This window comes from Candidatus Anoxymicrobium japonicum (genome assembly GCA_002843005.1).
Taxonomy (GTDB): Bacteria; Actinomycetota; Geothermincolia; order Fen-727; family Anoxymicrobiaceae; genus Anoxymicrobium; species Anoxymicrobium japonicum.
In genome coordinates, this window is record PHEX01000054.1 from 1 (window position 1) to 11099 (window position 11099).

The 11099-nt window shown below is 59.6% G+C and carries 11 protein-coding genes; 3 read left to right on the forward strand and 8 right to left on the reverse strand.

What is annotated here, in order from left to right; all coding sequences use genetic code 11:
• Window positions 1–22 precede the first annotated feature (22 nt).
• Window positions 23–2218, reverse strand: a complete 2196-nt coding sequence (locus tag CVT63_06140; protein PKQ27781.1) for a DNA helicase RecG — start codon at window positions 2216–2218, stop codon at window positions 23–25.
• A gap of 73 nt (window positions 2219–2291) precedes the next feature.
• On the opposite strand from CVT63_06140, the gene CVT63_06145 reads away from it, so the two are divergent.
• Both CVT63_06145 and rpmB read left to right on the forward strand, forming a co-directional pair.
• Complete coding sequence (locus CVT63_06145) at window positions 2292–4721, forward strand: hypothetical protein (GenBank protein ID PKQ27782.1); 2430 nt, start codon at window positions 2292–2294, stop codon at window positions 4719–4721.
• A 75-nt stretch (window positions 4722–4796) separates the two neighbouring features.
• Entirely contained in the window at window positions 4797–4985 is a 189-nt protein-coding gene (gene rpmB, locus CVT63_06150) for a 50S ribosomal protein L28 (GenBank protein ID PKQ27791.1), read from the forward strand.
• A 93-nt stretch (window positions 4986–5078) separates the two neighbouring features.
• Here rpmB and thiD read toward each other — a convergent pair whose 3' ends face one another.
• The 5 genes from thiD to CVT63_06175 are packed head-to-tail and all read right to left on the reverse strand — an operon-like array spanning window position 5079 to window position 9698.
• Window positions 5079–5927: a bifunctional hydroxymethylpyrimidine kinase/phosphomethylpyrimidine kinase gene (gene thiD, locus CVT63_06155; protein ID PKQ27783.1), complete on the reverse strand. Its 849-nt coding sequence runs from the start codon at window positions 5925–5927 to the stop codon at window positions 5079–5081.
• The gene (thiL, locus tag CVT63_06160) at window positions 5908–6909 is read right to left on the reverse strand and encodes a thiamine-phosphate kinase (GenBank protein ID PKQ27784.1); all 1002 of its coding nucleotides are present in this window, start codon (window positions 6907–6909) and stop codon (window positions 5908–5910) included. Before thiL ends, thiD begins: the two co-directional genes overlap by 20 nt.
• A gap of 15 nt (window positions 6910–6924) precedes the next feature.
• The gene (locus tag CVT63_06165) at window positions 6925–8217 is read right to left on the reverse strand and encodes a phosphomethylpyrimidine synthase (protein ID PKQ27785.1); all 1293 of its coding nucleotides are present in this window, start codon (window positions 8215–8217) and stop codon (window positions 6925–6927) included.
• A gap of 6 nt (window positions 8218–8223) precedes the next feature.
• A complete protein-coding gene (gene thiE / locus CVT63_06170) occupies window positions 8224–8913 on the reverse strand; it encodes a thiamine phosphate synthase (GenBank protein PKQ27786.1) in 690 nt (229 codons plus the stop codon).
• Entirely contained in the window at window positions 8910–9698 is a 789-nt protein-coding gene (locus CVT63_06175) for a ribose 1,5-bisphosphate isomerase (protein ID PKQ27787.1), read from the reverse strand. The genes thiE and CVT63_06175 overlap by 4 nt, the downstream gene beginning before the upstream one ends.
• A gap of 38 nt (window positions 9699–9736) precedes the next feature.
• Between CVT63_06175 and CVT63_06180 the strand changes: the two genes are divergently transcribed.
• On the forward strand, window positions 9737–10285 hold the full coding sequence (locus CVT63_06180) for a hypothetical protein (protein PKQ27788.1): 549 nt from the start codon (window positions 9737–9739) through the stop codon (window positions 10283–10285).
• Window positions 10286–10309: 24 nt separating this feature from the next.
• On the opposite strand, the gene CVT63_06185 is transcribed toward CVT63_06180, so the two are convergent.
• The gene (locus CVT63_06185) at window positions 10310–10654 is read right to left on the reverse strand and encodes a hypothetical protein (protein PKQ27789.1); all 345 of its coding nucleotides are present in this window, start codon (window positions 10652–10654) and stop codon (window positions 10310–10312) included.
• Between the two features lie 31 nt (window positions 10655–10685).
• On the reverse strand, window positions 10686–10928 hold the full coding sequence (locus CVT63_06190) for a hypothetical protein (protein PKQ27790.1): 243 nt from the start codon (window positions 10926–10928) through the stop codon (window positions 10686–10688).
• Between the last annotated feature and the right edge of the window lie 171 nt (window positions 10929–11099).

The window sequence follows — 11099 nt, forward strand, 5'->3', positions numbered from 1 at the left end:
CCATGTGGGACTGCTCCCAAAGTTAAGCGTGGAAAAGCCAGCCGAGGGCGCCTCCAAAACGGCGATTTGTCTCCCAGCGCAGCAGGACGTTTCCGGGTTTTGCCAGGGTCGGATCGGCATCAACGAGACGGAACGCTTCCACGCGGGCCTTGCGTATAAGGTCAAAGTTGCGTGAAAGCCGTACCGCCTTGAGATCGGGCAAACCGGATTGCCGCGTTCCGAAAAGCGTCCCCTCCCCCCTGATCTCCAGATCGGTCTCCGCGAGCGCGAAGCCATCGTCGTATCTCTTGATGGCTTCCATTCGCGCTTTTCCATCGTCTGTTGTCGGATCCGCGAAAAACACGCAGATCGCGCGCTCCTTGCCACGCCCGATGCGCCCTCGAAGCTGGTGAAGCTGGGCGAGCCCGAAGCGATCGGCGTTTTCCACTATCATAACCGTGGCGTTCGGGACGTCCACGCCGACTTCGATCATGACGGTCGAGATGAGTATATCTATATCCCCCGCGGCAAAGCGCTCCATGATCGAGCGCTTCTCTTGTCCCTTCATCTGGCCGTGTACGAGCTCCACCCGCGCGTCGGGAAACTCTTTCTTCAATCGCCGGGCCTCATCGGCGGCGGCGCGGGCTTCGAGCTTTTTCGACTCCTCGATGATAGGGCACACCACAAACACCTGGCGGCGTTTCGCGATTTCCCTGCCCACCATGGCAAAGATGCCTTTGCGCTCATCTTTTCCGGCCACGTGAGTTACGACACCTTTGCGGCCTGAGGGAAGTTCGTCGATTATGCTAACCTCCAGATCTCCGAAAAGCGTAAGCGACAGCGTTCGCGGAATCGGTGTCGCGGACATGTGAAGGATGTCGGGATCGTTTCCCTTTCGCGCCAGTTGCACGCGTTGCGCCAGGCCAAAGCGATGCTGCTCGTCGATAATCGCAAGGCCCAGTTTCTCAAACGCGACCCGCTCGGAAACGAGCGCGTGGGTGCCGATGACGATATCCACCTCGCCGGATTCGATAGCCGAGAGCGCCTCGCGCTTTGGGGCGCCTGTCAGCAGACGCATTCTCACCGGCAGTTCATCGAGCATCTCGCCTATGCGCCGGTAATGCTGATGGGCCAGTATCTCGGTCGGGGCCATTACCGCGCCCTGGTAGCCGCTTTCGACCGCCAATAGGAGCGCGAGCACCGCTACCACCGTCTTCCCCGACCCGACCTCGCCGTGCAGCAGCCTGTTCATCTGGACCTGAGCGCCCATGTCACGCGCGATCTCCAACCACGCGCTCCTTTGCGAACCGGTCAGCTCGAAAGGCAGGCTCTCGAGGAACTGATCCGCGAGTTTCCCGGCGCCTCCATGCCGCACGCCGCGCGCCTCCCGTTCGCGCCGCTTTTTGATCAACGCCAGCCCCACCTGCATGGTAAATATCTCGTCGAAGGCAAGCCTGTGTCGCGCCTTTTTTAGCGATTCGGCGCTGCCCGGAAAGTGGATCTCGCAAAGCGCGCCCTCGAGTCCCGACAGGCCGAACTTCCCTGCGACTTCAGGCGGGATCGGATCCGCCATTCCTTTCACCGCCTCGAGCGCGCGGCTTATCAACTTGCGCAATCCGGCCGATGTGACGCCGGCGGTCGCCGGATAGAGCGGAATGATCCTTCCCGTGTGCAACCCTTCGACACGGGCGTCCGACTCCCGCGTGCCAAGCACGTCAAATGACGGGTTCGTGATTTGCAACATCCTGGACATAAAAGAAGCCTTGCCGGAGAACGCCACCAGCGATCCTTCTTTCAGGTGATCCTTGTGGTAATCCTGGTTGAACCAGACGCCTGATATATACCCCGTGCCGTCGAACAGTGTGACCACCAGCATTTTCTTGCGAGAGCGGGTAGTGCGGCTCTCAGAGTCACATACGCGTCCCACGACCGTGACATCCTCACCGATTTTCACTTCGCGGATCGGTGTCACGCTTGATCGGTCCAGGTATCGCCTCGGGAGATGGTACAACAAGTCCGCGATTGTCGTGATGCCGAGCGGCGCCAGCCTGCGGGAGACGGCGGGACCGACTCCGGCCAGCGCTGTCACAGGGGCGGCAAAGCGGTTGAGCGCCTCGACATTCGGCGGCACAGGGCGTTTGCTTCCACCGGAGGTCGCACTGTTCGATTTTGGCGCCTGCTCCTCTGGCATATTTTCGTCTCGCATCTCGTGAAACACGTGTCTACCTGTATAATACATTGTCCGGCGTTTGACATCGGAACTATCGCGGGCGCCGTGTATTCACGGAAGAAACCCAAAATCGGGAGGAAGCATGAGCGTTGAAGAAAAGCAGATCGGCTTCGCGGGCCGGGTGAAATCTATGATCGTTGAAGCGGCGATTGAACGTGTCACAAAAAAGTTCGGGATTCAAAAAAGCGCCGTACGAAACATGAAATCGTTCATAAAACTCCTGGGCATGGACGGAAGCGCAGGCGACACTCCCAGGGAATTCCTGGCGCTGATCGCGGACATGTGGTCGGGCTTCCTGTTGACCCCGTTCGCGCAACAACAGATGCAGGGGTGGGTGCTCCCTTACTGGCTCGCGCAACAAAGCCTTCCATCCTCGCAATCGTTTATCCCCAACGGACACTCTTTTCTCGAATGCAACATTACCCACCGCAACTGGACCGGCGTCGGGTTGAGCGGGTTCCCAAATGAAGCCGTCGTGGATCCGCGCGGGCTTGTGACGCCATGGCCGTTCGCGCCGTCGGTGGATGTGTGGGTAAGAGTTGGCGACCAGGTCGCCTGCCCATCTGAGACAGACGGGGTGAAGCAGGAACTCGAGGGCGGAATACCCGTGGTCCGCACGACGTTCGAGGCTTTTGGGCTCGAGTGCGTTATCACGACGTTTGTCTCGCCGCTCGCGGGCATCCCTGTGACGCTCACGAGCGCCACTGTCTCAAACCCTGGGGCGGATGCCGTCCGGGCTTCGCTCGTCGTCTCGGTACGCCCGTACAACCCGGAGTCGATCTGCGCCATCAACGAGCTTTCCTACGATGCCGGGGCAAGGACGTTTACCGCGAACGGCAACGTCTTCGTCTATCTCGGGCAGAAGCCATCCGCGATCATGCTTTCGGATTTTGAGCACGGAGACGTTGCGCAGCAACTGCGCGACAGCGCGCGCGAACGCCTCAGCGAGGGAACAACCTCTGTTGCCGAACCAATCGGCCTTTCAACCGGGGCGGCCATTTTCGACCTCGACCTGTCGGGCGGCGAGAGCGTCAAGATATGCTTCGCGTGTCCCCTGAGCGCGGAGACGCACCCGCCTTTCAATAGAATGCTTCCGGAGCGCGACTCAGGAAACATTGTCGAAAAAGCCCTCGAGGAGCAACACGCGAACTGGGCGGAGCTCATCTCTAAAGGGATGAGCATCAACGTTCCCGACGAGACGTACCAGAAAGCGTTCGACGTAAACAAGGCGTTCCTCTTGCTGTTGTTCGATGGCCGCTCTATTACCCCTGGCGTCTCGACCTATCACATGATGTGGTTCCGCGACGCCGCTTACCTCATCCCCGCTCTCGAGCGCATAGGCCACGCCGACATGGCCTGCGACATCCTGCGAACTTACCCGGAGAAGCAAGCAGCCGACGGGTTCTTTTGCTCTCAATCGGGAGAGTGGGACTCGAACGGACAGGCGATGTACACGCTCATCAACCACTACCGCATGACGGGCGACAGTAGTTTCCTGAAGGACATGTACCCGTCGCTCATGCGTGGCGCGGGCTGGATCAAAGAAACGAGGCAATTGAACCTGCCCACCGACGACCCGAGACGCGGTCTCCTTCCATCCGGCATAAGCGCCGAGCATTTCGGCATGATCGACGTTTATTACTGGGATGATCTGTGGACGATATGCGGCCTGAGGGAGGTCGCCTTCGCGGCGCGCGAACTCGGTTTCAAGAGCGACGCGATCTTCGCCGACGAGATCGCCGACGAGATGTGGCGGGCGCTGGAGGCTTCCTGGGCGGCCGTTGAAAAACGGCTCGGGCGCAAGGTGCTGCCGACTGCTCCAGGGCGAGACATCGACTCGGGCAGCATCGGCGTCATTTCGGCCATCTATCCTCTCAACCTGATGACGCCTCAAGAGGAGAGAATGGCCAACACGCTCCGCGAAATCATCGACAGGTGCTTCTACCGGGACACCTTCTATCACGGCATCGCGCATTGCGGGCTGAACGCCTACCTCTCGCTTCACATAGCGCAGTGCCTCCTGAAAAGCCGCGACCGTTACGCGTTTACGATTTTCGAGTCGCTCATGTCGATGGCGACCCCGACTTACACCTTTCCCGAGGCGATCAACCCGCTGACGGGCGGAGGCGCCTTCGGGGACGGCCACCACGGGTGGGCGGTGTGCGAGTTCATAAACTTCCTGCGTAACGTGATGCTCATGGAGGAAGGCGACAGGCTGGCTATTTTAAAACTCTCGAAGCCTGAGTGGTTCGCGCCGGGCAACATCATAGAAGTCAAGAACGCGGCGACTTTCTTTGGGGAGGTCTCCTACTCGGTCAATTGCGCGAACCTCGCCGCGACTTTCAACCTGCCGGGCTCGTTCGAGCGGCCGCCAGCGGCTATCGAGCTGAACGTGCCGTTCGAGATCACCTCATGCAAGGTTGACGGTCGATCGGTAAAGGTCGAGCCGCATGCGCGAAGTCTGGAAGTGCCACCGGACGCCAGAAAAGTTGTGGTCAAGCTGGCGCGCTGATGGCAGGGCTCATGTTTTTGCCATCTGGCACGATTGTGTTATTATCACTTTTTATTGAACGAAGGATGTGAAAACGTGTCAAACGTGTGTGACATATGCGGAAAGAAACCTCATTTCGGCTTTAACGTGAGCCATTCGCATAAAAAAACAAAAAAGCGCTGGACTCCCAACGTCCACAAAATGCGCATCGTTGTCAACGGCAGCCCGCGCAACGCGCGTGTCTGTTCCAGGTGTCTAAAAAGAGGCAATATCCAGAAAGCGTAAAAACGCATAATGGGGTCAAACCAAATTATGCGTTTTTATGGGCGCTCCCATTTATCTGTTGCAAAACGCATAATTTGGTTTGATTTGACCCTATTATGCGTTTATCGAGGGGTTTGCGCAGGAGACTCCTTTTCCGGGGGAAACCGCGCGTTGTATCCCGGCCATGGTAAACGATCGAGCCTCGGTCACCGCGTCCTTCAACGCCATCCCTTTTGCCAGGTGTGCCGTTATCGCCGCCGAGAGCAAACAGCCGGTGCCGTGAACTTTCAGACCCTCGATCCAGTTCGAGACGCAGACGTCAATATCTTCGCCATCGTAGAAGACATCGGCCGCCAGCGCCTCTCCTTTCTCGACAATCTTTAGGCCTGTGATCAACGCTGAGCGCGCGCCCATCGCCACAAGCCTCATGGCGGCCGCCCACGCGTCCTTGACGTCAGAGACCGCGAAGCCGCACAGACTCTCCGCCTCGAGAGCGTTCGGGGTCACAAGCGACGAGCGCGGCAGAAGATGCCTGGCGATAGCGTCCATCCCGTCCTCGTCGAGCAGGCACCCGCCAGATCCGCCAACCACGACAGGATCTACTACCAGTGGGCCGGAGTACTCCTTCTCGAAGAAAGCGCCCACAGCCTTCACGACGGCGGCGCTCCCCAGCGCGCCCGTCTTGATCGCGTTGGGGATACCGTCCGCGAAGAGCTCTTCGAGTTGCCCGCGCACGACGCCGACAGGGACGTCGAAGCGTCCCTTGACCCCGAGCGTGCTCTGAAATGTGAGGGTCGCCGCTACCGCCATCGGGTAAACGCCGAGCGCGTCAAACGTCCTCACGTCCGCGACAATCCCCGCGCCGCCAGACGGATCGAGACCGGCCACGGAGAGCGCCGTGCGAAGTCCCGGCTGCGGCTTTCGCGGATCATCGCCGCTGTCTTCATTTGAGAAAGTGGTCATACCCGAGCCCCTCCAGGCTTTCCGCGCGCCCGTCGGGCGCGATGAGCCGCGTCCCTTTTGACGCGTGGGCGACAACGCCGATCCGCGTGGCCGGCGCTTCGCGCTCCGCCAGCGACGAGAGCGCTTTGGAGAACCGTTCTTCCGGAGCTGTAAACACGAGTTCATAATCCTCTCCCCCGGCGAGCGCCCACTGAAGCGGATCACAGCGGGCTTCATTGGCAAGCGCTCTCAACTCTCCGCTCAGCGGGATCGCTTCACTGTATATCTCACAACCGACGTCGCTCTCCTGACAGATGTGGACGAGATCGGCCGCAAGCCCGTCGCTTACGTCCTCCATCGCGCTCGCTCCGCAGGACGCCAGGATCTCGCCGGCCGGTATCCTGGACTCGGGTCGCAGGTGGGCATCGACAAGGGCTGGAAACTTTGCGCGCAGATCCGGGTGACCCGATTTCAAGACGTAAAGGCCTCCCGCCGAGTCGCCGAGTGTACCGGTCACGCCTATGATGTCGCCTTCTCGCGCGCCGGAACGCAGCACCGGCCCGTAAGCGTGAGGCGTACCGGCTACCGTCACCGACACTCCGAGCCCGGAGGACGACCTGCAAATATCCCCACCGATGATGGAACAGTTGCATGAGCCTGACATCTCGAGCGCGCCGCCCAGCAGGGCACGCACCTCATCCTCTGTCGGCGGCGCCCCGAAGGCGACCGACATCAGCGCGCACAAAGGCTGCCCACCCATTGCCGCGATATCGCTTACGCTGGCCGCCATCGCTTTCCACCCGATGTCGGCAAGGCCGCAGGTGTCAAGCGTGAAATGGATGCCTTCGTAGATGGAATCGACCGTGAGGATGATGCTGCCGCCCGCGAAGTGAAAAACCGCCGCGTCGTCACCGACGCCGACCTCGAGGGCAGGCGCCGGGGCGGAGAGCATCTCGCGGATAACCGCTATCGCCGCGCTTTCGGACAATGGTGTGTCCGCCATTTGCCGCCTTCCGGTTTAGCCCAGGTACTCCGCCACAAACTTCATGGCGCAAAACTCGCCGCACATGGCGCAACCTTCGTGCTCCTCGACCCTGCACTGCGCCAGCACCGTTCCCGCCCGCTTCGGATCTATCGCGAGGGCGACCTGCTTGTCCCACTCGAGCGCCTTGCGAGCGCCGGACATCTCGTTGTCCCATGTCATAAAGTATTCGGGGTTCTTTGCCAGATCGCCCGCGTGGGCGGCGATCCGTGTGACGATCGTGCCCTCCCGCACGTCATCGACGTCGGGAAGCCCAAGGTGCTCGCGCGGGGTCACGTAACACAGGAAATCCGCGCCAGCCGACGCGGCCAGTGCCCCCCCTATGCCCGCCACTATGTGGTCGTAGCCCGGCGCCACATCGGTCACCAGCGGCCCGAGCACGTAGAAAGGCGCGTCCCTCGTGATCTCCTTGGCGATCCTGACGTTCTCCACGATCTGCGATATCGGAACGTGCCCCGGCCCCTCGACCATGGCCTGCACTCCCGCTTCGCGGCACCGCGCCACCAGCTCTCCGAGCGTAATAAGCTCCTGTATCTGCGCGCTGTCCGTGGCGTCCGCTACCGCCCCGGGGCGGAAGCCGTCTCCGAGGCTGAGTGTCATCTCATACTTTCGCGCTATGTCGAGCAATCTGTCGAAATCCTCATAGAGCGGGTTTTCGCGCTCGTTATGGATCATCCACCCTGAGAGGAACGCGCCTCCCCGGCTCACGATGTCCGCGATCCGTTCTGTAGCCTCGAGGCACGACAACGCTTTTAATGTCACCCCGCAGTGAACCGTCACAAAATCCACCCCATCGGCCGCGTGGCGCTCGATCGCCTCAAACATCTCGTCTGGTGTCATCGCCACGATGCTGCCGTGCTTCTCTTTGGACTCGATGGCGGCCTGGTATATGGGCACGGTGCCCACGGGAACCCGCGACGCTTCGATGACTTTGCGCCTCACCTCATCGATGTCTCCTCCTGTGGAGAGATCCATAACAGTGTCGGCGCCCGTGTCAACAGCCGTTTCGAGTTTTGCCATCTCGAAGCCGATTTCCGCCCTGTCTTTCGAGGTCCCGATGTTCGCGTTGACCTTGGTGCGCAATCCGGCACCGATCGCGCACGGCATCGAAAGCGCCCGCAACCCGTTCAGCGGAAAAACAACCATCCCCTGAATCACCCCGCGGGCTATCTCCTCCACCTCTAGCGGCTCTCCCGCGGCCGCGAGCTCCAGCGCCCGCGGGATATCCCCTCGCTTCAATCTCTCTAACAGAGTCAATCTCTCCACCATTTTCTTTTAGCCTTTCACGCCTGATTCAAACGCCCGCATGAGATCTTTGACCGCAACCGACATGTCCCGCGCGCGTGACACCGCCGTAACGACCGCGATCCCTCTGGCGCCCGCCCCGGCCACCGCCGCCGCGTTTTGGGCATTGATGCCGCCTACGGCAATGACAGGCGCGATACTGTCATCACAAACGGAAGACAGCCCCTCTACGCCAAGAGGTTCACCCGCGTCAGACTTGGTAGGCGTAACAAAAACGGGGCCAACCCCCATGTAATCCGCCCCGGAATCAACCGCCGCGGCCGCATCCGGCGCGTTCTCGGGTGAGTAGCCGATAATCGTCTCCGGCCCAAGCATCTCGCGGGCCCGCGCCACGTCCATGTCGTCAAACCCCAGGTGAACCGCGCACCCAAGCGCGGCGGCGATGGGCGCGCGATCGTTCACGAAGAACAGCGCGCCGGACTCGCGACAGAGGGCCTGGATTCTCAGGGCCGTCTCAGTGAACGCGCGATCCGAAATATCTTTGTCCCGCAACTGTATCGCGCGGCACCCGGCGTGCACGGCCGCCACCGCGACGTCAAGGTGCTTTCGCCCGAGATCGTTCTCGCAAGCGGTGATGACCACGAGCCTCATCATCTCCATCCAGTCGGGACGCCTGGCGATGCTGTTCGTCGGCGTCAACAGCTTCATCTGGTCAGTCACGCTTTCCTGACAATATCTGCGGCCAGGTGAGCGCACTTATATCCAGAGAGGAACATGCCCCCGAAGATCGCGCCCATGCGTGGCGCCCCGTAAACCGCGTTCGCCGCCATCCCCGTGACCAGCAAGTTCGCATAAACTTCGCGAGTATTCCCGACTATGAGTTCTTCGCCGACCTGTGCCCACATCGGCATCTCTCCGATTACGCCTCCCGTGTCGGTATTGAGCCTGCAACCGGGAATCTTTCGCGCAACGGTGCGCACTACACCAGCTTCGTGCCCGGTCGCGTCCACGACAACCTTCGCCTCCACAGCCAGCGGATCGACGTGAAGATTCGCGAGCTCCACCGCCCGCCAGTTGAGCACGACACCGGCGAGACGATTCTCTTCTCTTATCAAAACATCCTCGACCGACACGCCGACCCACACGCGGACGCCGGCGTCAATCGCCGCCGCGGTGACTTTTGACACGGTTTCAACCGAGTCACCGACGAAATACCCTTCCTTGAACGGTTTCAGGCGGACTCCGAACTCCTCCACTATCTCACGGGCGGCCTCCTGAATAATGATGCGCGGGAAAAGCATGCCGCCACCCCACATGCCGCCACCAACGTGCAGGTTTCGCTCGAACACGCTCACCTTCAGGCCTTCCCGGGCAAGGTAGTACGCGCAGACCATGCCTGACGGCCCCGCGCCCGCGATCGCCACATCTGATTGCAACGAGGAGAGAAAATCTCTGCTGAAGCCCTCGAGAATCCCTCTGGTTACCTCGATCTCCGATAGCGGCATCTCTAACTCCTCTCTATCATTCACCTGCGATTACCTTTATGCAAAAAGAGGTCAGACCCCTTTTTGCATTGCGCAAGGATACCATGACAGGCGACAAAGAGAACCGGCGGCATCAGTTTCCTCCTTGTGCTATATTGAAAGTATTGAGCCAACCCGCATTAAGAGGTGATTTGATGGAAAAGCCACGCGACGAGAACAGCGCCCCATCGCCGGGACGCAATGCGAAAACAAGCAAACTCTGGACACCTGGCGGCGAGAAGCCGGCGAGTGAGGCGAGCGCCGATGACAAGGACAAGAAACCCGACGAGGAGGAAATCCGCAAGCAGATCGAAGAGATGATGGAAAAGATCACCGTCGCGGATATCGCCCTCGATATGATGATCTCGTTGTCGAGCCTGGCGTACAAGCGGATCGGCCTTCCTCATGAAGTCAACGAGAAGTTCAAGGATATGGATCAGGCGCGTCTCGCGATAGATTGCCTGGACGCGCTTGTGAAAACCCTCGAGGGCCGTGTTCCCGAAAAGAATCTAAACCCTTTGAAAGACACGCTCTCAAACCTGAAGCTGAACTTCGCGAAAGAATCTTAAGAAAAAAATCTCAAGGAATCCAACTTACCTGACTGCCGCTTTGGCCTCGCCGTTCTGCATAACGATACAGTAAGTCCCGCCCGCGGGATCCTTTGGGATTCCTCTCATGAAGGATCCGCTGAGCTGGTTGATATCTGTCGGCCAGTTGCCGTTCTCCGTGTAATACGCCTGGATCGCGGAGTCGATCATCTGAAGGTTCAGCGTCCGTACTTCGCTTGACGCTTTCTCCTTAATCTTTGGAACCTGCTCAACGGCCTGCTCAACAGTGCTCGACCCTCCACAGCCTGAGAGTGTAATGATCACCGCTGAAGCGATCAGCAACAACGACATGACACAAGTGATCGCTATTATGGTCTTTGCTCTATTCATCGCGAACCTCCCGCTCTTTCAAGCACGCGTCTCAAACCTCTTCGCCACGCCCGACAATTTCTTTATTGGCAAGCCCTGAGACCTGGTCTGCGTTGAGAATACAGGTCTCATACTCGGCGGTCTCGCCCGCTGCCGGGTTCATTATCGCAACCCTGGAGAGAACGAAAAACTTGCCGTCTATGACGTTTTCGAGAGTCCCCCTGTATTTGATAGAACCACAAAACGCCACGATCTCCTGTCCCTTCCACTGCTCTACCATAGAGATTATGTCCACGCTACACCTCCATTCTGTTTCACACATTTCGGTCAGGTCAGGTCAGGTCAGGTCAGGCGCCGTCTACCGCTACGTCTACCGCAACCAACCTGGGGTCAGGCACCGTCTACCGCGCAGCGGTAGACGGTGCCTGACCCCTACTCATCGCAAAGCACAGACATTCCTGTCTGT

Coding starts and splice junctions, on each gene's coding strand:
- CVT63_06140 (PKQ27781.1), bottom strand. CDS start 2,218: ATGTATTATACAGGTAGACACGTGTTTCACGAGATGCGAGACGAAAAT.
- CVT63_06145 (PKQ27782.1), top strand. CDS start 2,292: ATGAGCGTTGAAGAAAAGCAGATCGGCTTCGCGGGCCGGGTGAAATCT.
- thiD (PKQ27783.1), bottom strand. CDS start 5,927: ATGACCACTTTCTCAAATGAAGACAGCGGCGATGATCCGCGAAAGCCG.
- thiL (PKQ27784.1), bottom strand. CDS start 6,909: ATGGCGGACACACCATTGTCCGAAAGCGCGGCGATAGCGGTTATCCGC.
- CVT63_06165 (PKQ27785.1), bottom strand. CDS start 8,217: ATGGTGGAGAGATTGACTCTGTTAGAGAGATTGAAGCGAGGGGATATC.
- CVT63_06175 (PKQ27787.1), bottom strand. CDS start 9,698: ATGCCGCTATCGGAGATCGAGGTAACCAGAGGGATTCTCGAGGGCTTC.
- CVT63_06180 (PKQ27788.1), top strand. CDS start 9,737: ATGCAAAAAGAGGTCAGACCCCTTTTTGCATTGCGCAAGGATACCATG.
- CVT63_06185 (PKQ27789.1), bottom strand. CDS start 10,654: ATGAATAGAGCAAAGACCATAATAGCGATCACTTGTGTCATGTCGTTG.